This window comes from Nonomuraea guangzhouensis, from assembly GCF_019396345.1.
Taxonomy (GTDB): Bacteria; Actinomycetota; Actinomycetes; order Streptosporangiales; family Streptosporangiaceae; genus Nonomuraea; species Nonomuraea guangzhouensis.
Genome location: NZ_JAHKRM010000021.1, coordinates 120,283 through 146,738, shown reverse-complemented (window position 1 = coordinate 146,738; position 26,456 = coordinate 120,283). Strand labels below are relative to the sequence as shown.

Genomic DNA, 26,456 nt, shown 5'->3' with positions numbered 1-26,456 from the left:
GACGATGAGATCGCGGCTTCGCCGTACTTTTCGATCATCATTCCCTGGCGCCGCGCGCACTTCGCCGAATACTGTTCGGTCATGCATCCGGGAGCCATCGCAGCCGTCACGCCAGACAAGCCCGCTGTGATCATGGCGGGCTCCGGCCGGGTCGTCACCTACCGTGAGCTGGACGAGGAGTCGAACCGGCTGGCCCACCTGTTCCGCGCCGCCGGGCTGCGGCCGGGTGACCATGTCGCCTTCATGCTCGCCAACCATCCGCTCTACCTGGCTATCGCCTGGGCGGCGAACCGCGCGGGCCTCTACTACACGGCGATCAGCTCGCGGCTGGGGACCGACGAGCTCGCGTACATCGTGAACAACTGCGGCGCCCGGGTGTTCCTCTCGGAGGCGAGTCTGGCGGAGGTCGCCACCTCGATCACCCCCGTGACGCCCGGCGTCGAGCTGCGCCTCATGCTGGACGGCACCGCCGAGGGCTTCGACTCGTACGAGGAGGCGGTGGCCGGACAGCCGCCCATGCCGATCGACGACGAGTGCCAGGGCTCCGACATGCTCTACTCCTCCGGCACCACCGGCCGGCCCAAGGGCGTCAAGCCCGCCCTGCCGGGCACGCCGCTGACGGAGCCGAACCTGCTGCTCAAGCTCGTCGAGGCGCTGTTCGCGCCGGCGGGCGACAGCGTCTATCTGTCGCCCGCGCCGCTCTATCACGCGGCGCCGCTGCGCTACTGCATGACCTTCCAGCGGCTCGGCGCGACGATCGTGGTGATGGAACGCTTCGACCCCGAACGTTATCTGGAACTCGTCGAGAAGTACGCGGTGACGCATTCGCAGCTCGTCCCGACCATGTTCATCAAGATGCTCAAACTGCCCGACGAGATCCGGAAAAAGTACGACCTGTCGTCCCTGCAGTGCGCCATCCACGCCGCCGCCCCCTGCCCGGTGCCCGTCAAGGAGCAGATGATCGCCTGGTGGGGCCCGATCATCCACGAGTACTACGCGGGCACCGAGGGCAACGGCTTCCTCTACACCGGCTCGCAGGACTGGCTGGAGCACCCGGGCACGGTCGGCCGCTCACTGCTCGGCACCGTGCACATCTGCGACGAGGACGGCAACGCGTTGCCGCCGGGCGAGCACGGCACGATCTTCTTCGAGAGCCCCACCCGCTTCGAATACCACGACGACCCCGACAAGACCCGCTCCGTCCAGGATCCTCAGGGGAGGGGCTGGACCACGCTCGGCGACATCGGCTACCTGGACGCCGAGGGCTTCCTCTACCTGACGGACCGCCGCTCGTACATGATCATTTCAGGCGGCGTGAACATCTACCCGCAGGAGGCGGAGAACATCCTGTGCCTCCACCCGAAGATCGCCGACGTGGCCGTCTTCGGGATCCCGGACGAGGAGATGGGCGAGCAGGTCAAGGCCGTGGTGCAGCCGGTGTCGATGGCCGAGGCGGGGCCGGCGCTGGAGGCGGAACTGATCGAGTATTGCCGGGCGCGGCTGGCCCACTACAAATGCCCGAAGTCGGTGGACTTCCGCGCGGAACTCCCACGCCATCCCACGGGCAAGCTTTACAAGCGGCTGCTGAAGGACGAGTACTGGCCTGCACGCAAGTAATAATCATGGACAAGCGTCGGCCATCGCGTCGAGTTCCGCGTACCGGGTCCGGCAATCGCGATAGAGCGGGAGCAGTCCCTGTTCCGCGGCTTCCCGAAGGGAAGGAGCGGTCCTGTCCATCTCGGACAGAATGAACTCGTGCTCCCGCGGCCAGGGCACGTTCAAGTCGCGGTCCAGCGGGTTGATGGAGACGGTCGCGCTCGGCGCGTAAAGGCTTGAGCAGAGATACCAGACCGTCACCTCCTTGGTCAGCGCGAGGAATCCGGCGGCGAGACCCTCCGCGACGTAAAGGGCCCGCCTGCTTTCGGCGGTCAGCTCGACCGCGACGTGCTCGCCGAATGTGGGCGAGCCGATCCTGGTGTCGAGTACGACGCACAGCATGGCTCCGTGCGCGCAGTTGAAATAGCGGGCCTGGCCCGGCAACCGCACGACATGGAGGCCGCGTATGGTGCCGCGATGGGAGGCCGAGCAGTTGACCTGGGCCACCCAGAGCGGATGACCCACCGCTTTCCGGAACGCCGGCTGGCTGAATGGCTCGAGGAAGATTCCCCGCAGGTCGGGATAGATTTGCTGTTCGATCAAAAAGGAGCCTTCTATGTCAAGCTCTTCGATGTGCATGCCCGCGAACCTTTCCCGTAGACATATTCTCTCGTGATAATCCAAGGCTTTCAGCGGGGCATAAACGCGACAACCCCTAAAACCACCCCTATCCCCCCTATCGCCAAATTATGGCGCGTTTTTCAAGTGGCGAAATGCGGAATTCATCGAAGCCATTCGGGCGCGCGAGAAAATCACCTCACACGGATTCTTGTGCTCTTCGTCAGAGCCGCGCGAAGGCGCGTGAAAGCCGCGTCAGGTGCGACAATTCATCCTTCATGGCCGGCAATCCAGGGCTGAGCGCCGGTTCGCCGGACGTGACATCACGGGTGACCGCGGGTTTCCGGTCCGCCGCGGAAGGATGGGTGATACTCGGCCACGCCGCGTGTCTCTTCGTGGCCGCGAACGCATGGAGGGCCTGGGCCACGCTCTGGGCGTGCACGGCCGGGCTCATGCTGTCATGAAACGGTTTTCCGGCGTAGGACTCGAGGACGAGCAGACAGTCACGGATCTCGATGACGTAGCGATAGAGCTGGTATCCCACGGAGTCGCCGACCCTGGGCGGTTCTCGTCGGAGTTCCGGCATGGCCGCGGTCAGCGTCGACCACAGGGGGCGAAGCCGATACAGCGCCCGCCGCTGGGCCGCGGCCCGCAGCGGCGTGGCGAGCCGTGGCCCCCAGACGCCGATGGTGGGACCGGCCAGGATCAGCGTCGTGCAGCCGAGCCCGAGGTACGTCACCGCGTGGGTCGACGCGCCTGGAGGCGTCGGCAGGGAGAAATAGCTGGTCAGCGCGGTGGCGCCCAAGTAGCTCACATAGAGGAGCCCGCCGGCGTCACCTGCCGCGACAAGCCGCAGCCCCAGCCGCAAATATGGCTGATGCGTGTATCTCACGTATCGCCAGGTCCGGCGGAGCGTGTCGAAAAGGCCGGCCGCGATATAGGCGAGGAAGGCCAGATAGGCCCCGATGATGAGCAGGTTCTCGCCGTGCACGACGAGAAAACCCGCGCCCGCGTCGTCCGGAACTCCGGAGCCCAGCAGCAGGGCCCCCATCACGATGATGTCCCCGGCGGCCCACAACATCTTCGCGCGAGCGCCCGCCGACCGGTCGTCCGCCGGTGACGTCAGGTAGGTCACCACGATCCAGAACGCGCACATGGAGGCGATGGAGAAGCTGAACACCAGCCAGCGCCCGAGCCCGTTGACGTGGGTGATGGCGTCGAGCCCCGGCTGGATGTCATGGAACTGCACCAACACGCTGAGGCTGAGCGTGACGATGTGGGCCGAATAGGCGAGATCCACGGGCGATCGACGTTTCCGGACGAGCCGTACGGTGGCAAGTACGGCGATGGTCCAGATGATCGAAGCCTCCCCCCAATACATCACGTCGTCCACGTCAAAATCCCCTTCCGGACCCCCACGCCTGTTCGAGGTTCCGCACTACCTCGGCTATTTCCGGGGGTGGTGTCGCCGCCGGTACGGTGTATCTGGCCGAACCCAGAACCCGCGGCGCCAGGATGAGGTCGGCGAAATCCTCCGCCGCGTCCTCGGCGGGATCGGCGTAACCGGTCCTGAACAACACGCGCCGAATCATGTCCGTGTTGAGTTTGGGCAGCAGCATGCGCTGGAGCTCTTCGCTCCGCCAACCGCTGTCCTGATGGCCGAGCACGAGGTGGCCGAGCTCGTGCAGCAAAATGTGGCACTCGTGCAGAGGCGACGAGCTGCGCACGTAACACAGATAGTCGGCGCCGCCGGTCTGGATATAGAGGCCGCACGGAGCACCGCGACGCGCCGAGATGGGGATCATATGGATGGGGCGGCCTCGTCGCCCCTCAAGTCGTTCAATGAAGAGCTCGAGGTCGAAGGGGTCGGGTATGACTCCCTCGGCTTCCAGCTCCTCGATCAACACCTCATGCGGTGTCCGCTGCTCCTTCTTCACAGCATGCCGTCTCTTCTCGTCTCCTATTTGTCGCGGTGGCGTTGCTCAAGCCGGGCCGTTCGTTCGATCAGCTCGGCCACCATGTCGCGCGCCTCCGGAGACAGCTCGAAGAAAGCGCGCAGCTGAGCGCCCTTCATGCCCGTGTCACGCAGCAGCGCGAGTAGTTCGACCTGGTCGCCGATCTGCTTCGAGGCCTCGTCGTCGAAGAAATACGCCGGCGACACCTGGAAGAAGGCGGCGAGCGCCTCGATCAGGCGCTTGGTCGGGTTGGTGGCGCGCCCGGTGCTCAGCTTCCACAACGAGGTGTGGGAGACCTGTTCGCCGGTGAGCTCTTCGATGCCGGCCGCCGCCTCCGCGTAGGAGTAGGGACCCCGGCCGGCTGGATAGACCGTCCGGAACAGAAAGTCGATCTTGTCGGCAAGGGATGGCGAGGACGGCTCGCCTTGCGACATGTTCTCGTCCGTCATCACTCACCACTTAGGTTCATCAACTATGTTCTCAGATCTTCGCGAACCATGGAACCTAGTTGACGGGGTTATGTGCTTCTGTAGCCCTCCGAGAGTACTCCCTAAAGTTGATTGACAACAGAAGTTCATCACTTTTAGGCAGTCCGAGCGTGAAGGGAGAGTCGTACTGGCTCGGCGGGAAAGGAGCAGTGGCAGCGCCAGCACGCCATGGGCTCGATCTGGTGGCAAGGAGATGGGTCGAGGACAGCCCATATGAGCTGGTTGGGGCGGATTTGCGGACTAATCCGGGGTTGGCGTGGTCCGCGGGGCGGGCCGGTGATGCACATCCGCACCGTGCGGACCGGCCGGGCCGAGCCACGTCGTGAGGGCGGTCCGGAGCGCGTCGAAGTCTGGCCGCTCGCCGGCGCGGGTGACCCAGGCGACATGTCCGTCGGGGCGGATGAGTACGGCGTCCGCACCGAGATCGGAGCCCTCAGCGGGATGGGCGCGGACGAGATCGACTCGGTCCGCCCAGCCGGTCATGACGCTGTCGAGCGGTGGGAGACCGCCAAGATCCAGCAGAACCGCATGGGCACGGTGCAGGAGTTCGTAGATGCGGCCGCGGTCGAGGTCGAGATCCGGGATCCGGCGGCCGAGGAGGTCGTCGGTCCCCTCCATCGGGTACTGGAGGTCGGTTGCCGTGATCATACCGGCCAGGCGCAGCCGTACCTCGTCGATGCCGATGAGCTCGTCCAGCACCTCGCGCAGGGCGGAGGTGTGATCGTCCACACGCCAGAGTGCGGTCTGGGCGCGGGTGTTGTGCAGGACGCGGGTGCCGACCGGGTGGCGTTCGGCCTGGTAGGTGTCGAGCAGCAAGTCCGGGGTCTGGCCGCGGACGACGGCGGCGAGCTTCCAGCCGAGGTTGACCGCGTCCTGCACGCCGGTGTTCAGGCCCTGACCGCCCGCCGGGAAGTGGATGTGCGCGGCGTCGCCGGCCAGGAGAACCCGGCCCACGCGGTAACGGTCGGCCTGGCGGGCCGCGTCGCCGTGCCGGGAGAGCCAGCGCGGCGAGTGCATCCCGTAGTCCGTCCCGGCGATCTTGAGCATGGCCTTGCGGAGGGTCTCCAGAGTCACCGGTTCGTCCCGGTCGGCGACGTGATCGAACTCGTTGGTCAGCACCCGGTACCAGTCCGGACCGTACGACAGCACCGAGAACCTGCCGTGCTCGCGCCGCTCCTGGAAGATGTCGTCCACGGGCGGCTCGGCGAGCTCGACGTCGCCGAGCATCGCGGTCATCGTGGCCGGGGTGCCGGGGAACTCGATGCCGGCGAGTCCGCGCACGGTGCTGCGGCCGCCGTCGCAGCCGACGAGGTAGTCCGCCCGGACGCGCGACCCGTCCGCGAGCTCCACCGTGACACCCGTTTCGTCCTGGGTGAACCCTGTCACCTCGGCGTCGCGGCGCAGCCGTGCCCCCAACTGCGCCGCGCGCTCCTCCAGCAGCCGTTCCACCTCGGCCTGCAAGATGAGCAGAGCGTACGGATATCGCGTCGCCATATCGGATAGGTCGAGACCGAGTCCGGAGAAGTGCACGTCCTGCCGCGGCCGTCCGCGCTGGAGAAACCGGTCGAGGAGGCCCCGCTGATCGAGCGTCTCCATCGTGCGGATGTGCAGGCCTCCGGCTCGCGATTCCACCGTTCGAGGCTCCGGGAGCCGCTCGAGGACGAACACGTCGATGCCGGCGAGCCCCAGCTCGCACGCGAGCATCAGCCCGGTCGGCCCCGCCCCAGCGATCACTACCTGTGTATCGGTCATGGTCAACTCCTTGGTCATCCTTCAGTCGAATTGGTCCACACACGCATCGGGCGGGGACGCGTTCCTCGATCGCCGCAGAACGGGTCACCTGCCGCGCCGCATCTGCAGCGGCAACTCAGCTCGCACCACGGATGCGCGATGCGACGTACTGCGCTGCGGCTTGCCGACTCCTAGCGGCTGATCTGACGCGGAACCGCCACCGCGAGGAGCTTGTCCGGGTTGCGGATGACGTAGAAGTTGGTGATCTTCCCGTCGCCGACCTCGAACAGGCAGACGCCTGCCAGGTGATCGCCGTCGTAGGCGGCCATCGCGGGCGCGTTGTTGCAGTTGACCATCTCGATCCGCGAGTCCGGCCGCCGCCCCGCGCGGAAGAGTTCCATGACGAGCACGGCCACTTTCGCCGCGCCCACCACCGGCCGGCGCGCCGCGGTGGCCTTGCCGCCGCTGTCGGCGGTCCAGGTGGCGTCCGGCGCGAGCAGCGCGAGCAGCCCTTCCATGTCGCCGGTGGCCGCCGCGGTCATGAACTGCTCGGTGATCCGTGTGGACTCCGCGGCGTCGACGGGCTCGAAACGCCTGCGCCGCGCCTGTACGCGCTCGCGGGCACGGTGCGCCACCTGGCGCACCGTCACCACGGATTTGCCCACCGCTTCGGCGATCTCGTCGTAGCCGAACCCGAACACCTCGCGCAGTACGAACACCGCACGCTCATCGGGAGTAAGGGTTTCGAGCAGCACGAGCATCGCCATCGACACCGACTCGGCCAGCACCACATCGGCCGACGCATCACTCTCGTCGAGCAGCAGCGGCTCGGGCAGCCAGGAGCCGATGTACTCCTCGCGACGGCGCGTGCTCGCCCGCAAGGCGTTGAGCGCCTGACGGGTCACCAGCCGCGCCAGATATGACTTGGTGTCGCGCACTGTCGCGAGGTCCACTGCGGACCATCGCAGATAGCTCTCCTGCAGCACGTCGTCGGATTCGGTCGCCGAGCCGAGTATCTCGTAGACGATCGTGAACAGCAGCGGCCGCAACAGGGTGAACCGCTCGGCATGCTCGTCGGCGCTCACCGGGAGGTGACCACCCGCGCGGTGGAGGCCGGCTGCTCGGGACGAGGGCCGCCCCTGGGCCAGCCCATGGAACCCGGCTTGCCCGCCTCCAGGCGGATCCTCTTCGACACCACGAACTTGCAGGTCACCTCCTTGATTATTGCGCCCATGCGGCCGCCGATGTAGACGTTCATCGCGGTGTCGTCCTTGCCGGCGATCTGTCTGATGCCGGCGTGCCGGCCGAGGCTGACGCACGCGCCCGTGAAGGCCAGGTTGATCACCGCCGGTTCGGTCCCCGCGATACGGGACAGCACGGTGTCGGCGGCCTGCGCCCCGAGCGGCCCGGCGGCGTAGCCGCTCATCCGCAGCGGCCGGCCCGACGGTGCGGCGGCGTCGCCCGCCGCGACGACACGGTCGTCGTCGACGCTGGTCAGCGTCTCGTCGGTGAGCAGCCGGCCGAGCGCGTCGGTACGCAGCCCGCTCGCCGCCGCCAGCTCCGGCACACCGAAACCGGCCGTCCAGATGGTCAGCGCGCTCGGACGCACCACACCGTCGGTGAGGGCGACCGCGTCCGGCCGGACCTCGGTCACCCCGCCGCCCTCGATCACGGCGACACCGTGCCGGCTCAGCCATTTGGCGACGTATCGGCGCCCCCCTGCGCTCAGGTAGGGCGCCAGGGTCCGGCCGCACACCAGCGTGACGTTGCGTCCTTGTTCGGCCAGTTCGGCGGCCGTCTCGACGCCGGTCAACCCACCGCCGACCACGGTGACCGGAGCATCGGGGGGCAACTCCTCCAGCCGGGCGCGGAGCCGCTGCGCGGACTCCAATTCCGCGATGGGCCAAGCGAATTCGGCCGCGCCTGGCACCGAGGGGACCGAGCCGGTGCTGCCGACCGCGTAGATGATGTAGTCGTAGTCCAGGGCGCGGCCCGACGCCAGCCGCACGGTGCGGGCGGTGGTGTCGATACGCGTTGCGCTGTCGACGACCAGCTGGATGCCCTCGCCGAGCAACGTGCCGTAGTCGATCGTGGCGTCGCCGGTACGGGCCACGAACTGGTGCAGCCGGATGCGTTCGACGAACTCCGGGCGCGGATTGATCAGCGTGATGTCGACGTCGTCGCGCACCCGCAGACGGTTGGCCGCCAGCGTTCCGGCGTAACCGCCGCCGATGACCACGACCTTGTGGGATGTGTTGTGTTCGGTCATGCCCTCAGGACACCGGGGATCGCAGAGACGTGACAGGACGCGACGTGACGTGCGTCACTCCACTCAAGAGCGCGGAACACGTGGTCCACACCGTGAGCGACAGCGACCTCCCCTCTCGGGCAGCGAGATCAGTGCAGGTCAGCGAAATCCGACCAGGGGCGTCGACCTCCCTCCACGACCGCGGGCAACCAGAGACGGTCAAGGGTGAGGGTCATCCGGCCTGGCCTGCCTGTGAGCCGGCAGGAGGTCGTTGTGGTGCTACCTCGAGTACGTGAGGCATCCCGATGGTGGTGGTCTGACCGCCGAGCAGCCCTTACGGCGGGAGCAGGGGCGGCTGCCCGCTTCGCTGAAGGTGCCGGCTACGTGGGAACACAGGTCCCGTCCAGATCGTCTCTCCTCGTGATCGTGAGAGTCTGGCTGGGATTCGCCTGGCCTGCGCTGTTATGGAGCTCGCCCGCCTGGGCGTGATGACGCTCCAGGACGTACCGCTTCGCGACGGTGTCTGGTTGGGGCTCGGCGTTCAGCTGCTCAACGTGCTGCTCGCCTTCGTGTTGTACGCCGGAAGAGTGATCCTTCGCCCGACTCCGCTCGACCTGGAGCAAGCCAGGGCGGGTCGTTCGGATCCGTACTCTTACGGCGGCATACTCGGGTTCGGCCGGAACACGCTGGTGCAGGTTCGAACAAGCCCGAGCACGTGTACACGCTGACCTGGCCACACCCCTTGTTTCCAGGTGGCGATGGTCAGAAACGCCGCGCCACTCAGAGGCGGGTGGAGGGGAAGCGGCGCAACGTCGGGCTGAGCGTGGTCGCGGCCGCGACCACGGCGAGCGCGGCGGCGCAGGCCAGGATGCCGGCGGACCCCGCCGTGACGAGCGCCCCGCCGAGCAGCGGGCCGAGCGCCGCCGCGCCGCCACCGCACAGCCCGACGATGGCCGTCAGCCGCCCGCGCAGCGCGTCCGGGGTGACGGTGATCTGGTAGGTCAGGACCGTGGTGTTGGCCAACGGGACGAAGAAGGCGGTACATCCGAGCAGCAGCCCGAGGGGCAGCCCGCTGGGCACGACCGCCATCAGCGCGGTCAGCGCGGCCGTGACCCAGGAGAAGCCGACGATCACGACGGGCGCCGGCAGCGCGGCGTGCAGGCGGTCGGCCAGCGCCGCGCCGAACAGCCCGCCCGCCCCCATGCAGGCCATGCTCAGCCCGATCACGCCGGCGCCCACCTGGTCCTCATGAGACGTGGCCAGCACGATGATGATCAGGGTGGTGAAGACGAGGTTGGACATCAGCATCCACAGCAGCGTCGTCCTGATCACCCGCTGGCCCAGCACCCACCGAAACCCGGCGACCAGGTCGCCGCCCGGCCCCTGCTCCTCCTGGACGGGCTCCGGACGCGGAGGCAGGCGCAGGAAGAGCAGCGCGACCGAGGAGAACGCGAGCATGACGGCGTCCACGACGAACGGGATCGCCCGCTGCACCGCGAACAGGAAACCGGCGAGCGCGGGGCCCAGCAGGGTCGCGATGAACGGCCGGGCGGTGTTGGCGGCGACCGCGCGCGACAGTTGCGAGGCGGGCACGACCTGCGGCAGGGCGGCCTGCTCCGCGGGCTCGAACGCGGCGCCGAGCAGGCCGTCGATCAGCGCCACCAGCAGGATGTGCGGGAAGGAGTAGGCGTCCAGCCACACGGCGATCGCGACGGAGGATATGGCGAGCGCGCGCCCGGTCTGGCAGATGAGCAGGGTCCGCCTGCGGTCCCAGCGGTCGGCGATCACCCCTGCCGGGATGTTGGCGAGCAGGTGACCGACCGCCACCACCGACGAGGCCAGCCCGGCCTCCAGCGCGGAGCCGGACATGGCCAGGATCAGCAGGGGGATCGCGATGAAGTTGATCTCGTTACCCAGCTCGGAGAGGAACTGCCCGCTCCACAGCGTGGCATAGCCCCTGTTACGCGACAGCGGAGGAGGCGTGGTCTCGACGGCGGATTTCTTCATGGTCGAAGAGTTCCTCCTGCTCAGGACTCTGACGGCAGGCGCCGGGCCAGCCGTCCGGTCACTTGGATCAGCTCGATCCGGCCGCCGTCACCGAGGAAGCGGCCCACGTGCGCCGTTCGGCCGTGCGGCGGCGGCTCGCCGACGGCGAACACCAGGCCGGGGAAGCACGTGATCGGCCCCGTGGACCGGAGGGTGAGGCCGCCCGCGTCGTCCGCGGTCACCTCGAACCGGGCCGCGCCGTTCGCGTAGGCCCCCGCGCAGCCGGGCGGGCCGGGCACGGGTGGGCCGGGATCGGCGAGCGGGCGGTGGTCGCCCACCTCGACGCCCGCCGCCGACAGCCGTTCGACCAGGTCACGCCACACGGCCAGGCCGGTGTTCGCGTTCGTGGTCAGCGCGACCACCGTGCCGCTGATGGGCTCGAAGCGCAGGTGGCACGAGGTGCCCTCGCCCGTGCCGTCGTGGCCGAACCACTCGACGCCGTCGCGGCGGTGGATCGCCCAGCCCAGCCCCCAGCCGTCCGCCATGCCGTACGGGCCGATGGGGACCCCGGCGAGCCGGTCCTCGCGCATCCGCAGCAGTGTGTCCTCGCCGAGCAGCGCCGGCAGGGACGGGTCGGCCAGATGCAGGCGGGCGAGGGCGACCAGGTCGGCGGCGCTGAGCGCGAGCGCGCCGTCCGGGGCCTCGACGGGCGAGTCCCCCTCCTCGGCCACCGCCACCACCAGGTCACGGGCCGGATGCACGCTGTGGCCGGCCGCCGCGCGCCGGGCCGTCCGCGGGCCTGCCACGAAGGCGGGCACGATCTCCAGTGGGGCGAGCAGCAGGTCCTCGACGGCCTCCCACCAGGTCATGCCGGTGACGGTCTCGATCAGATGGCCGGTGAGGACGTAGCCGGCGTTGGAGTAGGAGAACGCCGGGCCGATGCCGGGCCAGGCCGGGCGGCAGTGCTCGGCGGCCCAGGCCCGCCGGGTCGTCGCGCGCTCGGCGTCCTCGGCGTTGGCCGCCAGGCCCGCGGTGTGGCTGAGCAGGCGATCCAGGGTCAGGTCCGCGGCGACGGGCCCCAGCTCGGGGAGCGGTTCGGCCAGCGGCGTGCCGAACCCCACGTCGCCGTCGTCGGCCAGCATGGCGGCCAGCGTCGCGGTGAACGGCTTGGTCAGCGAGCCGAGCGGGAACGCGGTGCCGGCCGTCACCGGACGGCCGCCGGGAGTCTCCACGCCGTACTCGGCGCTCGCCGTCCGCCCGTCGTGGTGGACGGCGAGCTGGGCGCCGGGCACCCGGTGCCCGCGCGACAGATCGGCGAGCAGGCCCGGCAGGTCGAGGGTGTCCATGTCACCCCTCTCGGCCCGGCTCGCCGGAGTTGGCGGCCCCGGGGTCTGCGGCTCTGGAGTCTGCGGCGCCGGGGTTTGCGGCTCTGGAGTCTGCGGCCCCCGAGTCGGTGCCCCTGGAGTCGGTGCCCCCGGGGCCGGACGCGCGTGGGCGGTTCGCGGCGCGTCGGGGGCCGGCGTGGCGGGCGAGTGAGCGCAGGGCGGTGAGTAAGGTCTCCGCGAGGCGGTCCACCGTGGCCCGGTCATGCAGGTTCTCCGAGTAGTACCAGTCGAACGACAACCGGCCGTCACGGATCGCGCCGACGACCTCCAGCAGGTGGTCGGCGTGTTCGAGGGGGCTCTGCTCGCATCCGATCGGGTCGTGGAAGGCGCGCAGGAAGCCGCCGCCGGAGTCCCCGGCCGCGTCCGCCTGCCCGTGGTAGTTGAAGGCGACCTGCGGGGCGGGCCGGGACGACAGCGCCGCCCCCGGGGATCCCGGCGGGCTGAGGTGACGCAGCACGCCGTAGCCGAGCCCGTTGCCGGGGATCGCGCGAAGCTGCTCGCGCACCGTCCTGACGATCTTCACCCAGTCGTCGCCGCCGGGCAGCGTGAGGGCCGCCGGGTATTCCGTGGTGAACCAGCCGACGGTCCTGGTCAGGTCGATGTCGTCGAACAGCTGCTCCCGGCCGTGGCCCTCCAGGTCGATCACCACCCGCTCGTCGCCGCTCCACCGGCTCAGGGCCCAGGCAAGGGCCGCGACCAGCAGCTCGTGCAGCCGTACGCGGAAGGTGGCGGGCGCGGCGCGGACCAGCGCGCGGGTCTCCTCCTCCGAGAGCGCGCCCGGCACGCTCCTGACCGAGCCGACGAGGTTGACGCCGTCGCGGTCCACAGGCAGCGGCGCCGCCTCCGGCAGCCCGCCCCAGTACGCGGCCTCCCGGCCTGCCTCCTCGCTGGCCGCGTACTCGGCCAGCCTGGTCGCCCACTCCCCGAACGACGAGGTGCCGGGGCCGAGGTCGATCGTCTCCCCGGCGGCCGCCTGCCGGTAGGCCGTCTCCAGGTCCTCGGTCAGGATCCGCCAGGAGATCGCGTCCACGACCAGGTGGTGGACAGTGAGGTACAACCACGGCCGCCGCTCCGGGCCGAGGTCGAAGAGCAGGGCCCGGCACAGCGGCCCGCGGGCCAGGTCGAACCCGGCGTCCGCGGCGGCGGCCAGCTCGTCCATCCCGGCGCGCCGCTCGGCGTCCCCGTCCAGGCGGCTGAGATCGTGCCGAGTCAGCGGCACGTGGCCGCCGCCGTCCGGGCCGGCGCCGTCAGGGGCGGTGCGTTGCCGCCAGTCGTCGTCGTCCCGCTCGAAGCGTGACCGCAGCGCGTCGTGCCGCCGCGCCAGCGCTGCGAGCGCCGCCCGCAGGGCCTCCTCGTCGACCGGGCCGCTCAGCTCGGCGAGCATGGACTGGTTGTAATGGTGCGGGGCGACCCTGTGGCCGAGCAGGAACGCCCGTTGGATCGGGGTCAGCGGGATCGGCCCGGCGACGGCGCTTCCTGACGTGCTCCCGGACGCGGGCACGACGTCCCGGGCCACGGGGGCCAGCTCGGCGATCGTCTGGTGCAGGAAGAGGTCCTTGGCCGAGATCCCGACGCCGGCCTGCTTGGCCTTGGCCACCATCTGCATGCTGAGGATGGAGTCGCCGCCGAGGTCGAAGAAGTTGTCCTCGATCCCGATGGCGTCGGCCTCGACTCCCAGCACCTCCGCCCACACCCGGGCCAGGGCCGACTCCACGCCGTCGCTCGGCGCGAGCCGGTCGCCCGCGCCGAGCGGCGTGGCGGACGGCTCCGGCAGGGCGCGCCGGTCCACTTTGCCGCTGCTGGTCAGCGGCAGTTCGTCCAGCGTCATGAAGAAGTGCGGCACCATGTAGCCGGGCAGGCGGCGCCGGGCGAAGTCGCGCAGCGCGTCGGGGCCGGGCGCCGCGTCGGCGACCGGCACCAGGTAGGCCGCGATCCGCGGTGCGCTCTGCCGGTCGTCGAGCACGACCGCGGTCGCCCGCGCCACCTCCGGGTGCTCGCCGAGCACCGCCTCGATCTCGCCGGGCTCGATCCGGAACCCGCGTACCTTCACCTGGTCGTCGGTCCGGCCGAGGTACTCCAGGGTCCCGTCGGGACGCCACCGCGCCAGGTCGCCGGTGCGGTACATGCGCGCGCCCCCGGCCTCGTACGGATGGGCGACGAAACGCGCCCCGGTGAGCGCGGGCCGGTTGAGGTAGCCACGGCCGAGCTGGTCGCCGGCGAGGTACAGCTCCCCGGCCGCGCCCACGGGGACCGGCCGCAGCCCGTCGTCCAGCACGTACGCGCGGGTGTTGCGCATCGGCCGGCCCACGATGGGCCGTTCGCTGTCGGAGAGCCGGCAGTACAGGGTGTCCACGGTGCACTCGGTCGGCCCGTAGTAGTTGTAGCCCACCGTGTCCGGGGCCTGCCGCAGGTCGCGCCACAGAGCCTCGCCCACCGCCTCGCCGCCCAGCATGAGCACGGCCGGGCGGTGCCGCTCCCCGGTGAGCAGGCCGAGCGGGAGGAGCTGCTCGGCGTAGGACGGCGTCAGGTCGAGCACGTCGATCCGGTGCCGGTCGATGTAGGAGAGCAGTGCCTCCGGGTCGCGCCGCGTGAGGTCGTCGATCACGTGCAGCTCGTGGCCGTCGGCCAGCCACAGCACGCCTTCCAGCGAGGTGTCGAAGCTGAACGCCGCGGTGAGCCCCGTCCTGAGCCGGGAGCCGCCCGCCTCGGCGCGGATGAGCTCGGCCCGGTGGTCGAGGAACAGGTTGGCCAGCCCGCGGTGCTCCAGCACCACGCCCTTGGGTCTGCCGGTGGAGCCGGAGGTGTAGATCACGTACGCAGGGTGTTCAGGACGCGGCCCGGGCCAGGCCGGGGCGCTGTCCGGTTGCCCGTCGAGCAGCGCGGGATCGTCCAGCATGATCAGATCCCCGGGCACGGGTGGCCCGAACGCCGCCTCCCGGTCGGTCAGTACGATCACCGGCGCGGCGTCGTCCAGCATGAACGCCAGGCGCTCGTCCGGCAGCTCCGGATCGAGCGGGAGGAAGGCGGCGCCGCTCTTGAGCACCGCCAGCAGGGCCACGACCGTCCGGTCGCCGCGCGAGCAGGCCAGGCCCACCAGCGTCTCGGGTCCGGCCCCGTGGGCGCGGAGCAGGTGCGCCAGGCGGTTGGCGCGCGCGTCCAGCTCGGCGAAGGTGAGCGCCCGGTCGCGGAAGACCAGGGCGGTCAGGCCGGGGTCGGCGGCGGCCCGCTCCGCGAACAGTTCGGCGAACAGCGCGGGCGGTTCCAGGACGCGGGTGTCGTTCCACCCGGTCAGCACCTGCTCCCGCGCGGTGTCCGTCATGATCGGCAGGTCGGCCAGCCGGGCGCCGGGGTCGGCCGCGACGGCCTCGAGCAGGATCGTCAGGTGCCCGGCCAGCCGGTCCGCGGTGGCGTGGTCGAACAGCGCGGTGCTGTAGCCGATGGCCGCCGTCAGCCGGCCGCCGTGCTCGTGGAAGTCGAACGTCAGGTCGTGGCTGACCTGGTCGGCCACGGCCGGCAGCGGCGCGGTGCGCAGTCCCGGCAGGTCCGAGTCGGCCGACGGCGTGTTGTCCAGCACCATCATGACGTCGATCAGCGGGTTCCTGCTCGGGTCCCGTTCCGGCCGCAGCCGCTCGACCAGCTGCTCGAACGGTACGTCCTCGTGCTCGAACGCCTCCAGCACGGTCGACCTGACCTCGGCGAGGAACGCGGCGAACGACGACGAGCCGCGCACCGTGGACCTGAGCACGACGGTGTTGACGAAGAACCCGACCAGCCCCTCCAACTCGGCCCGGCCGCGCCCGGAGGTCGCCGTGCCGACGGCGACGTCCCGCTGGCCGCAGATCCGGGCCAGGAGGATCTGCGCCACCGCGGTCAGGACCATGAACAGCGTGGCGTCGTGCCCGCGGGCCAGCGCCTTGAGCCGATCCAGCGTCCCGGGCGCGACGTCGAGCAGGCGCACCGCGCCGTCGGCCACCCGCACCGGGGGGCGGGGCCGGTCGACCGGCAGTTCGAGCGGCACGAGGCCGGTCAGTCGGCGCTCCCAGTAGCCGGGGTCGGACGGGTTCCGGCGCTGCCAGGAGGCGTAGTCGGCGTACCGGATGGGGAGCGGTGGCAGTTCGGCCCGCTCGCCCCGGAGCGCGGCCGCGTAGCAGGCGCCGAGCTCGGCGGTGAGCACGCCCATCGACCAGCCGTCGGTCGCGATGTGGTGCATGACCAGCGCGAGCGCGTGCTCCGTGGCGCCCATCCGCACCAGCGTGGCCCGCAGCACGGGCCCGCGCCGCAGGTCGAACGGCCGGGACGCCTCGCGCGTCACGAGCTGCCGCATCGCGCCCTCGGGATCGTCGTCCTCGGACACGTCGGTCACCCGCAGGGCGAGCGGCTCGGGCGGGCGGATCGTCTGCACGCCGCGGCCGTCCACGTCGCCGAAGACGGTGCGCAGCGCCTCGTGCCGGGCCACGAGCCGGTCGAGCGCGGTACGCAGCGCCGCCTCGTCCAGCTCGCCGGACAGGCGCAGCCCGAACACGGTGTTGTACTCGGAGCTGTCCGGCTCGAACTCGCTGAGGAACCACAGCCGCTGCTGGGCGAACGACAGCGGCAGATCGTCATCGCCCGCGACCCGTTCGATGTCGTCGGGCCGACCTGCCCTCCCCAGCGTGCCCGCGAAGCCGGCGATGGTGGGCGTGTCGAACAGCTGGCGCGGTGAGGGCGCCGCGCCGAGCGCCGCGCGGACCCGCGAGATCACCTGGATGCTGAGGATGGAGTCGCCGCCGAGGTCGAAGAAGTCGTCCTCGATGCCCACCTCGGTCACGTCCAGCCCGAGCACCTCGGCCCAGATCGCGGCCAGCAGTGACTCGGTGGCGTCGCGCGGGGCGACCCGGGGGACGGCCGAGTCGAGCGGGCCCTCGGGCACGGGCAGGGCCCGGCGGTCCAGGGTGCCGCTCGCGGTCAGCGGCAGGGCGTCCAGCCGGGCGAACGCCGACGGCACCGCCTGAGCGGGCACCCGCGCGGCCATGAACGCGCGCAGCGCGGCCGGGTCGGGCGCGGCGTCGCCCACGGGCACGACATAGCCGATCAGCCGGGTCCGCCCGGCGTCGTCCCGGTGCCCGGCCGCCGCCGCGGCGGCCACGTCGGGGTGGCGGGCCAGCGCGGCCTCCACCTCGCCCAGCTCGACGCGGAACCCGCGTACCTTGATCTGGTCGTCGGCGCGTCCGACGATCTCCAGGTTGCCGTCGGCCCGGCGGCGGCCCAGATCGCCCGTGCGGTACATGCGCTCCCCGGACGCGTCGCGCAGGAACCGGCCCTCCGTCAGCTCGGGACGCGCCCAGTAACCGCGCGCGACCCCGTCACCCGCGATGTAGATCTCGCCGGTGACGCCCACGGGCACCGGGCGCAGCCCGGCGTCGAGCACGTGCACGCGGGTGTTGGCGAACGGCCGCCCGATGGGCGCGTACGGCCCCTGTCCCAGCGGGTCGGCGCCGAGCTGGAACACCGTCGAGTCGACAGTGGTCTCCGTCGCGCCGTAGGCGTTCACCGCGATCGTCCCGGGGCCGAGGCGGCCGAGCACCCGCTCGGCGTCGGCCACCGGCCAGCCCTCCGAGCCGACCATCAGCACCCGCAGCGCCTCCGGACGCCGGCCGGTGCGCTCCAGCTCCTCGGTCACCGCCGCCGCCAGTAACGGCACGGTCACCATGAGATGCGCGCCGGTGCTCAGCAGCAGGTCCGCCATGGCGCGCGGGTCGCCGACCCGGTCGGCCGGGCAGATCACCATCTCGCCGCCGAACATCGCCGACAGCAGGAAGTCGCCGAAGAACAGGTCGACCGACTGGCTGGAGACCGCCAGGCAGCGGGGCCGGGTCCCGGCCAGGCCGTAGCGGGCGTCCCAGGCGTGCAGCATGTGGTGGACGTTGCGGTGCTCGACCATCACGCCTTTCGGCCGTCCCGTGGAGCCCGAGGTGTAGATCACGTACGCCAGGTCGTCCGGCGTCACGTCCACGCGCGGCGGGCCGGCGGGCAGGGCAGCGAGCTCGTTGCCGTCCAGCAGGACGACCTCCGCCCCGCCGGCGTCGAGCCGGTCGAGCAGCGCCGGCCGGGTGACCACGAGCGGGGCGGCCGCGTCGGCCAGCATGGCGCCCAGCAGGGCCCGCGGGTAGTCCGGGTCCAGGGGCACGAACGCGGCCCCCGACTTGAGCACGCCGAGCAGCGCGGTCACAGCGTCCACGTCGCGCTCGACGCACACGCCGATCAGCGTGCCCGGCCGCGCGCCCCGCTCGATCAGGTGGTGCGCGAGCCGGTTGGCCCGCTCGTCCAGCTCGGCGAAGGTCAGGCTGTTGACGCCGCAGCTCACGGCGGTGGCGCCGGGGGTGCGCGCCACCTGCTCGGCGAACAGCTCGTGGACCGGCCGGACGGCGGGGAAAGGCGCCCCGGTGTCGTTCCACTCCGCGAGCTGCCGCCGTTCGGCGTCGGTGAGCACGGGCAGGTCGGACATCCGCCGCGCGGCGCCGCCGGCGAGGGCGCCGAGCACGGTCTCCAGGTGGCCGAGCAGCCGGGTGGCGGTGGCCTCGTCGAGCAGCGCCGGGTCGTAGTCGGCGGCCAGGGTCAGTTCGTCGCCCGCGTGCACGGTGATCATGAGGGGGTAGTTGCTGCGCTCGTCGCCGAGGTGTTCGAGCACCCGTACGCCGTGCCCGTCGCGCCGGCCCTCGGGGTAGTTCTCGAACACCAGGACGCTGTCGAACATGGGCACGCCGCCCGGCAGGTCGCCGCACCGGTGAACCTGGGCGGGGGAGAGGTAGTCGTACTGGCGGCACTCGGCCTGGTCCTCCTGCAGCCGCCGCAGCCAGCCGATCACCTCGGCCTCGCCGTCCACCTCCACCCGGACGGGCAGCATGTTGATGAACAGCCCCACCATGGACCCGGCCCCCCGCAGCCCGGCGGGACGGCCGGAGACGGTGGCGCCGAAGCAGATGTCACGCTCGCCGCTGTAACGCGACAGAAGGATCGCCCAGGCGCCCTGCAGCAGCGTGTTCACGGTCAGCCGGGCGCTCCTGGCCCGCTCGTACAGGCGGGCGGACCGCTCGGCGGGCAGGCTCAGCCGCACGGCGGCGGTGGAGCGGGACTGGTGTGCCCGCACCGGGGGCCGGTCGAACGGGATCGGCGTCGGCGCGGTGAACCCGGCCAGCTCCCGCCGCCAGTGCCCTTCTGCCGCCGCAAGGTGCTGCCGGCCGAGCCATTCCACGTAGTCCCGGTACGGCCGGCGCACGGGGGCCGGGCGGCCCGCGTACCGCTCGAAGACCTGCGTCAGCACCTGGGCCGCGCTCCAGCCGTCGAGGAGGAGGTGGTGCGCGGTCCAGAAGACCCGCACCCGGGTGCCGGACAGGCGGGCGACGATCAGCCGCGTCAGGGGCGCGGTGGCCAGGTCGAGCGTCCACTCGGCGCGGCTCGCCCACAACCGCTCGGTCTCCGCCCGCTGGGCGGCCTCGGACAGCCCGCGCCAGTCGTGGTGGACGACTGGGACGGCCGCGCCGCGGCGCACGACCTGGACGGGCTCGGGCACGTCCTGCCAGACGATCGCCGTACGCAGGGCCGGGACCTGGTCGGTCACCTCCTGCCAGGCCCGGGCCAGCCGCGCCGGGTCGGCCACGCCGTCGAGCAGGAGGCTGAAGTGCGAGGTGTAGGTGTCGGACGCGGGGTCGGCCAGCGAGTGGAACAGCAGGCCGCCCTGCAGCGGGGTGAGCGGGTAGACGTCCTCGACCGAGCGTCCGTCGCCCGCGACGCGGTCCACGGCCGCCTGGTCCAGCCTGGCGAGCGGAAAGTCCGAGGGGGTGCAGCCGCCCGCGCCGGGCCGCGCGCAGTGCTCGACGATCTCCGCCAGCGCCGCCGTCATCCGGTCCGCCAGGGCGGTCACGGTCCGCTCGCGATGCCGGCGGTGCGAGTAGGACCAGCGGATCTCCAGGCGGTCCCCGCGCACCACGGCGTTGATCTCCAGCAGGTGGGTGCGCTCCTGCCGCGGGTCGCGCTCGGTGCCCTCGGGCGTGGGCAGCATGCCTCGCGACTCCATCCGTCCCAGGTAGTTGAAGGAGACCTGGGGCTGCCTGTCGTTGCGCAGCTCGGCCCCCGCCGGGGACAGGTGGCGCAGCGCGCCGTACCCGAGCCCGCGCAGCGGGACCGCCCTGACCTGCTCCTTGACGGACCTGAGCACCTCGCCCCAGCCGCCCGCCGGGATCCGCAGCGCCAGGGGGGAGACGGCGGTGAACCAGCCGACCGTACGCGACAGGTCCACCTCCGGGAACAGGTCCTCGCGGCCGTGGCCCTCCGTCTCGACCAGCACCCGGTCGCCGCCCGCCCAGCCGGTCAGCACCCGCCCGAGCGCGCTGAGCAGCACCTCGTCGACGCGCGTGCGGTAGACCTCCGGTACCTCGCGCAGCAGCCGCCGGGTGGCGTCGGCGTCCAGCGTGGTGGTCACCGACCGCAGGTCGCCGGCGACGTTGCCGCCCCGCGTGTCCGCCGCGTCCAGGGGCAGCGGGGCCACCCCGGAGGCCAGCTCCTGTACGCGCCGCCAGTGGCCCAGCTCGTGGTCGAAGCCGCCCGCCGCGGCGTGGTCGCGCAGCCTTGTGGCCCACTCGCGGAAGGACGTGGAGCGCGGGCCCAGGCGGATCGGCTCCCCGGCGGCGGCCTGGCGGCAGGCGATCTCCAGGTCCGACAGCAGGATGCGCCACGACACGCCGTCCACGACCAGGTGGTGGGCGGCGAGGAACAGCCGCCGGGGGCCGTCGCCGGTGAAGAGCAGGGCCTTGATCAGCGGCCCCCGGTCGAGCTCGAACGAGGTCTGCGCCGCCACGGCGGCCCGGTGCGCGTGCTCGGCGCGCTCGTCCTCGGGCACGGTGGACAGGTCGACGCGGCGCAGCAGCCGCCCGTGCTCGGCGGCGGCGTTGTGCTGCCGCCAGCCGTCGCCGTCGCGCTCCAGCCGCAGGCGCAGCGCGTCGTGCTGCTCGACCAGCGCCTCCAGCGCCGCCTCGATCGCCTCCTCGCCGGCCTCGGCGGGCGGTTCCAGCGCGATCGCCTGGTTGAACCGGCTCAGGCTGTCGCCCAGGTTCTCCAGGAACCAGTGCTGGATGGGCGTGAGCGGCACCTCGCCGCTCACCGGGCCGTCCCCGGCGGGGCTCTCCTCGTCGGCCAGGTCTTCGGGCAGGTCGTCGGGCAGGTCGTCGGCCAGGTCGGCCACGGTCTGGCGGAGGAACATCTGGCGCGGCGTGAGGGCGAGCCCCGCCGCCCGTGCCCCGGCGACGACCTGCAGGCCGAGGATGGAGTCGCCGCCGAGGTCGAAGAAATTGTCGTGGACGCCCACCCGCTCCACGCCCAGCACCCGCGCCCACACCGCGGCCAGCGCGCGTTCTGCGGGCGTGCGCGGCGCGACGTACTCCTCGCCGCTGTGGCGGGCGCCGGTCGGGATGGGCAGGGCCTGCCGGTCCACCTTGCCGCTGTGCGTGAGCGGCAGCGCGGGCAGCAGCACGAACGCCGTGGGCACCATGTGCTCGGGCAGCCGCCGCCGCAGGACCTCGCGCAGCTCCGCGGGGTCCGCGCCCCCGTCGGCCGGTACGAGGTAGGCCACCAGCCGCCTGGTCCCGTTCGCGTCCTCCTTGACCGCCGCGGCGGCGGCGACCACGGTGGGCTGCTCGGCCAGCGCGGCCTCGACCTCGCCCAGCTCGATGCGGAACCCGCGCAGCTTGACCTGGTCGTCGGTGCGGCCCGCGTGCTCCAGCCGGCCGTCGGCCAGCCAGCGGGCCCGATCCCCTGTGCGGTACATGCGGGCGCCGGGCGGCCCGTACGGGTCCGCGACGAACCGCGCGCCGGTCAGCCCCTGCCTGTTCAGGTAACCCCGGGCCAGGCGCGTGCCGCCCAGGTACAGCTCGCCCGGCACGCCGATGGGCGCGGGCCGGAGCCGCTCGTCCAGCACGTACGTCCGGATGCTCGGGAAGGGCCGCCCGATCGGGACCGGTCCCGGGTCGGCGTCGGCCGGGGTCAGCGGCTCGCTCAGGGTGGCGCCGACCATGGTCTCCGTGGGGCCGTACCCGTTGAACATGCGCCGCCCCGGCGACCAGGCGCGCACCAGCTCCGGCGGGCACGTCTCACCCGCCACCACCAGCACCGCGCCCTTCGGCACGCCGTCCTCGGGCAGCGTCGCGATGGCGGTGGGCGGCAGCGTGACATGAGTGACCCGCTCGCGGGCGATCAGGCCCGCCAGCGGCGTGCCCGGCGGGCGCTCCGCGTCGGTGGCGACCACGAGCGTGCCCCCGGACAGCAGGGCGAGCACCAGTTCCCAGAAGGCGCCGTCGAAGGAGAGCGAGGCGAACTGCAGGACCCGTGCGCCCGGCCCGGCGCCCATGCGCTCGCGCTGGATGCGCACCATGTCGTGCACGCCCTCGTGGGTGACGACCACCGCCTTGGGCCGGCCCGTCGAGCCGGAGGTGTAGATCACGTACGCGGGGTTCTCCGGCCGCGCGGCCGGCGCGGGGGCGCTGCCGGGCAACCGGGCCAGGGCCGGGTCGTCCGGCTCGACGAGCGGCAGGCCCGGGGGCAGCGCGCGGGCGCTCTCGCGGGTGGCCACCGCCAGCACGGGCCGGGTGTCGTCGATCATGGCGGCGATCCGGTCGGCCGGCTGGTCCAGGTCCAGCGGCAGGTACGCGGCCCCGGCCTTGAGCACGGCCAGCACCGCCACGACCATGTCGATCGACCGGGGCAGCGCCACCGCGACGTACCGCTCCGGCCCCGCACCTCTGGCGGCCAGCAGCCGGGCCAGGCGGTTCGCCCGCTCCTCCAGCTCGCCGTAGCCGACCGTGCGGCCGCCGCACACCACGGCGTCGGCCTCGGGCCGGGCCGCCGCCTGCTCGGCGAACAGCTCCGTCACCGTCCGTCCCTCCGGCCCCGTGCCGGTCCCGCACCACAACGAGGCCAGCAGGTGGTGCTCGGCCCGGCCGAGCAGGGGGACGCCGGCCAGCGGCGCGCCGGGCGCCGCCGCGACCCCGGCGAGCAGGCGCACCAGGTGGGCGGTCATCCGCTCGGCGGTGCCGGGCCCGTACAGGCTCGCGTTGTAGGCCAGGCTCCCGGCCAGCGCGCCGTCCCGCTCGGTGAAGTCGAACGAAAGGTCCATGCTCGCGGCCAGCACGGGCGGCGGCACGTCCGTGACGCGCAGGCCGGGGAACGCGGCCGTGCCGGGCGGCAGGTTGCGCAGGTTGACCGCGACCTCCGTCAGCGGCGGCCGGCTCGGGTCGCGCTCCGGGCGCAGCGTCTCCACCAGCCGCTGGAACGGCACCTGGTCGTGGGTGAACGCGTCCAGCACCGTCGCGCGCGTGCGTCCCAGCAGCTCCTCGAACGAGCACGACTCGTCGACCTCACCGCGCAGCACCAGCGTGTTGACGAAGAAGCCGACCAGGTTCTCCGTCTCGACCCGGTCGCGGCCGGAGACGACGGTGGCCACGGCCACGTCCGGCCGGCCGGTGTAGCGGGCGAGCAGCGTGTGCACCGCCGCGACCAGGGTCATGAAGAGCGTGGCGCCGGTGCGCTCGCCGAGCTCCCGCAGTCGCGCGGCGACGTCCGCCGGGATCTCGAACGAGCGGGCCGCCCCCACCGAGCTCCTGACCGGCGGGCGCGGCCGGTCCGTGGGCAGGTCCATCGGGGCCAGCCGGTCCAGCCTGCGGCGCCAGTACGCGAGCTGGGCCTCGGCCTCTGGGCCCGACATCCGCTCCCGCTGCCAGACGCTGACGTCGGCGTAGCTCACCGGCAGCGGCGGCAGGCCCGCGGGCGCGCCTCCGTCGGCGGCGGCGGCGTACAGCGCGGCCAGGTCGTCGAGCAGCACCCGCGACGACCAGCCGTCGGTGACGATGTGGTGGGCGTAGGTGGCCAGCACGTGCTCGCGCGGGCCGAGCCGGATCAACCGGGCCCGGAACACGGGGCCCTCGCGCAGGTCGACGGGCCGGCGGGCCTCCTCCTCCAGCAGGCGGTCCAGCTCCGCGGGGCGCTCCGACAGGTCCGTCACGGGCAGCGGCACCTCCGCGGCGGGCATCACCCGCTGGGTGCCGCGACCGTCCTGGGAGCCGAACGTCGTGCGCAGCGTCTCGTGCCGCGCCACCACCTGGGTGAGCGCCGTCCGCAGCGCGGGCACGTCCAGCGTCCCCCGCAGCCGCACGACCAGGGGCACGAGGTAGTCGACGGCGAAGGGGTCCAGCTCGTACATGAACCAGAGCCGTTCCTGGGCGGGGGAGAGCGGCACCGGGCCGGTGGTGTCCGTGCGCGGGATCGACTCCCGGTCCGACAGGCCGTCCGACAGGCCGGACAGCCGCCGTAGCACCTGGTCACGAAGGTGTTCCGGTAGCGCCGCGATCCGCTCGTCCCGCTGGGAAGAGATATGCATCGAGGTGTTCTCCAAGCCTCCGGTTGACGGTCGGCCGCACCGCGCCTGGAAAACTGTTCGACAAGCGGGCGGTCCGGTCACCGCGGGCGTCGTCCCGCCCGCCCGCCGCTTTCTCCTCGATCTTCGCAGCGGCCGCCCGGTCGCTCCAGAGCCTTGAATCGACGGCTAAAGAACCAGCTCAGAGGCTTGTTTCAGCAGAGGGGCCGGGATTTGTTTAGGTGGTTTGCGCGGGGTAGATCATGCATGTCATAGTCGCGGTTAGTGGGAAATTCGACATGATCGTATAGTGATGCGGAATTGTTAACCTGGAGAGGGTATGATTCCCGCCGGCGAGAAGTTCAGGCTCCTACGACGTCGATGCGAGGCTATTGCCCGGCGATTACCCATGCCCAGGCCCTATCGCGTACGGACGCTGTGCGAGCTGGTCGCCGCCGAGCGCGGACGCCCCATCCGGCTCCTGGAGCTGCCCGGTGACGACGAGATACTCGGCGCCTGGCTGGCCACCGATGAGACCGACCTGATCTTCTACAAACCCGACACCACGCCGCCGCACCAGGACCACATCATCCTGCACGAGCTGGGCCACGTCATCTGCGAGCACTATCCGGCCGCCAACGTGAAGGACCAGCGGCATCTGCTGTTCCCCAGCCTGAGCCCCGCCGTCGTCCGTCGCGTGCTCAAGCGCACCACCTACTGGTCGGAGGAGGAGCAGGAGGCCGAACTACTCGCTTCGCTGATCTGGCGGCGGGCGTGCAGGGAGTCGCGGCCGCGGACAGCCGCCGTGCGGCGCATGGATGCCGTGCTCACCGGAACCGTGAACCTGCCCGGCGGCAGGGGCTCCGGCCACGGCTGTGAGTGAGTGGCTGCGGCTGTACAGCCCCGCTCTGCTGCTGTGCGCGCTCACCGCGTTCCGGCTGGCCGACCACCGCTCCTGGGCGCGAGACCCGGCCCGGCGGGCGGTGTTCGTCATCGTGGCCGCCCTCGCCGCCTCCATGACCGTCAACACGCCCTGGGTGTACGACATCGTCTGGCGCCTGACGGGCGTGCCGAACCTCGCCCGGCTGCTGTCCCACCTGTTCATGCTCGCCGTCGCCTGGTCGATCCGGACGGTCGTGCTGCACGTCAGCCCACCACTGGGAGGGCCACGCCGGCGTATGTGGTGGGCGGTCGCCTGGCCGGGGATCGTCGTGTTCGGCATGTGCCTGGCCTTCGCCCTGTCCGACACGCCGGTCAACAGCGTGCGCTTCGCCGTCCAATACGGGGGCACCCCCGGCGTGCTCGAATACTGGCTCATCTTCCTGTGCTACCTCGTGCCGGTCCTGTGCCACGTCACCTGGTTCGCCCTGCTTGAGGCCAGGCAGAGCGAGAACTGGGCGGTGCGCGTGGGCCTGCGGCTGATCGCCGCGGGCGCCGCTCTGACCGTGATCTACCACCTGCACAAGGCGGCCTACTTCGCCTGCCGGCGCTTCAGCCTCCCCTACCCCGACGAGCTGCGGGCGCCCCTGGACATCCTGCTGACGCCGATGGCCGCCTTCGCGGTCCTGCTCGGCCTCGCGCTGCCGTCGTGGTGGCCGGCGCGGCTGCGCTGGCTCCGCGACTTCTGCCTCTACCTGCGGCTGCGTCCGCTGTGGCGGGCGCTCTACCAGGCCAACCCGGACATCGCCCTCATGGCCCCAGCCCCCTTTCTCGTCGAGCTGTTCACCTTCCGCGACCTGGACCTGCGCCTGTACCGGCGGTTCGTGGAGATCCGGGACGGCAGGATCGCGCTGGAGTCGTACCTGGACCCGAGCGTGGCGGACGCGGCCAGCAGGGAGGGCGCGCGGTCCGGCCTGCGCGGGCAGCGGCTGGAGGCGTTCGCCGAGGCCGCCATGCTCGACGCGGCCATCGCCGCGCGCGCCCGCGGGCAGCCGCCCGCCGGCGCGGCCGGGACGGCGGCCGTGCCCGGCGGCGCCGACCTGAGCAGCGACGCCGCCTTCCTCGGGCTCGTCTCACGCGCCTACCGGCGGCGGCACGCGCGCTGAGGCGCGGTCACGAACGGCGGACCGC

Annotated in this window: 13 protein-coding genes; 3 read left to right on the top strand and 10 right to left on the bottom strand. The window is 71.8% G+C overall.

Annotated elements, in window-relative coordinates:
* The first annotated feature begins 81 nt into the window (after positions 1–81).
* Positions 82–1,617: an AMP-binding protein gene (locus KME78_RS37895; protein ID WP_219534279.1), complete on the top strand. Its 1,536-nt coding sequence runs from the start codon at positions 82–84 to the stop codon at positions 1,615–1,617.
* 3 nt (positions 1,618–1,620) lie between these two features.
* Here the strand turns inward: KME78_RS37895 and KME78_RS37890 are convergent, their stop codons facing one another.
* The 10 genes from KME78_RS37890 to KME78_RS37845 form a co-directional block, all read right to left on the bottom strand.
* The gene (locus KME78_RS37890; protein ID WP_246652776.1) at positions 1,621–2,235 is read right to left on the bottom strand and encodes a dTDP-4-dehydrorhamnose 3,5-epimerase family protein; all 615 of its coding nucleotides are present in this window, start codon (positions 2,233–2,235) and stop codon (positions 1,621–1,623) included.
* A gap of 202 nt (positions 2,236–2,437) precedes the next feature.
* Complete coding sequence (locus tag KME78_RS37885) at positions 2,438–3,607, bottom strand: MAB_1171c family putative transporter (protein WP_219534278.1); 1,170 nt, start codon at positions 3,605–3,607, stop codon at positions 2,438–2,440.
* Position 3,608: 1 nt separating this feature from the next.
* On the bottom strand, positions 3,609–4,151 hold the full coding sequence (locus KME78_RS37880; RefSeq protein WP_219534277.1) for a hypothetical protein: 543 nt from the start codon (positions 4,149–4,151) through the stop codon (positions 3,609–3,611).
* A gap of 23 nt (positions 4,152–4,174) precedes the next feature.
* On the bottom strand, positions 4,175–4,618 hold the full coding sequence (locus KME78_RS37875; RefSeq protein WP_219534276.1) for an XRE family transcriptional regulator: 444 nt from the start codon (positions 4,616–4,618) through the stop codon (positions 4,175–4,177).
* Positions 4,619–4,897: 279 nt separating this feature from the next.
* Positions 4,898–6,409, bottom strand: coding sequence for an FAD-dependent monooxygenase (locus KME78_RS37870; RefSeq protein WP_219534275.1), 1,512 nt, complete (start codon positions 6,407–6,409; stop codon positions 4,898–4,900).
* A 170-nt stretch (positions 6,410–6,579) separates the two neighbouring features.
* Positions 6,580–7,473 carry an RNA polymerase sigma factor SigJ gene (gene sigJ / locus KME78_RS37865; protein WP_219534274.1) on the bottom strand — a complete coding sequence of 298 codons (894 nt, stop codon included), beginning with the start codon at positions 7,471–7,473 and terminating at the stop codon, positions 6,580–6,582.
* The gene (locus KME78_RS37860; RefSeq protein ID WP_219534273.1) at positions 7,470–8,657 is read right to left on the bottom strand and encodes an NAD(P)/FAD-dependent oxidoreductase; all 1,188 of its coding nucleotides are present in this window, start codon (positions 8,655–8,657) and stop codon (positions 7,470–7,472) included. Before KME78_RS37860 ends, sigJ begins: the two co-directional genes overlap by 4 nt.
* A 759-nt stretch (positions 8,658–9,416) precedes the next feature.
* Positions 9,417–10,643 (bottom strand): MFS transporter, encoded by a 1,227-nt coding sequence (locus KME78_RS37855; RefSeq protein ID WP_219534272.1) that lies wholly within the window; start codon positions 10,641–10,643, stop codon positions 9,417–9,419.
* A gap of 20 nt (positions 10,644–10,663) precedes the next feature.
* Positions 10,664–11,968, bottom strand: a complete 1,305-nt coding sequence (locus KME78_RS37850; RefSeq protein ID WP_219534271.1) for a serine hydrolase domain-containing protein — start codon at positions 11,966–11,968, stop codon at positions 10,664–10,666.
* A gap of 1 nt (position 11,969) precedes the next feature.
* Complete coding sequence (locus KME78_RS37845) at positions 11,970–24,410, bottom strand: non-ribosomal peptide synthetase (protein WP_219534270.1); 12,441 nt, start codon at positions 24,408–24,410, stop codon at positions 11,970–11,972.
* 385 nt (positions 24,411–24,795) lie between these two features.
* Here KME78_RS37845 and KME78_RS37840 point away from each other — a divergent pair, with 385 nt between their 5' ends.
* Positions 24,796–25,269 carry an ImmA/IrrE family metallo-endopeptidase gene (locus tag KME78_RS37840; RefSeq protein ID WP_219534269.1) on the top strand — a complete coding sequence of 158 codons (474 nt, stop codon included), beginning with the start codon at positions 24,796–24,798 and terminating at the stop codon, positions 25,267–25,269.
* Positions 25,262–26,431, top strand: a complete 1,170-nt coding sequence (locus KME78_RS37835; protein WP_219534268.1) for an MAB_1171c family putative transporter — start codon at positions 25,262–25,264, stop codon at positions 26,429–26,431. The genes KME78_RS37840 and KME78_RS37835 overlap by 8 nt, the downstream gene beginning before the upstream one ends.
* Positions 26,432–26,456 lie beyond the last annotated feature (25 nt).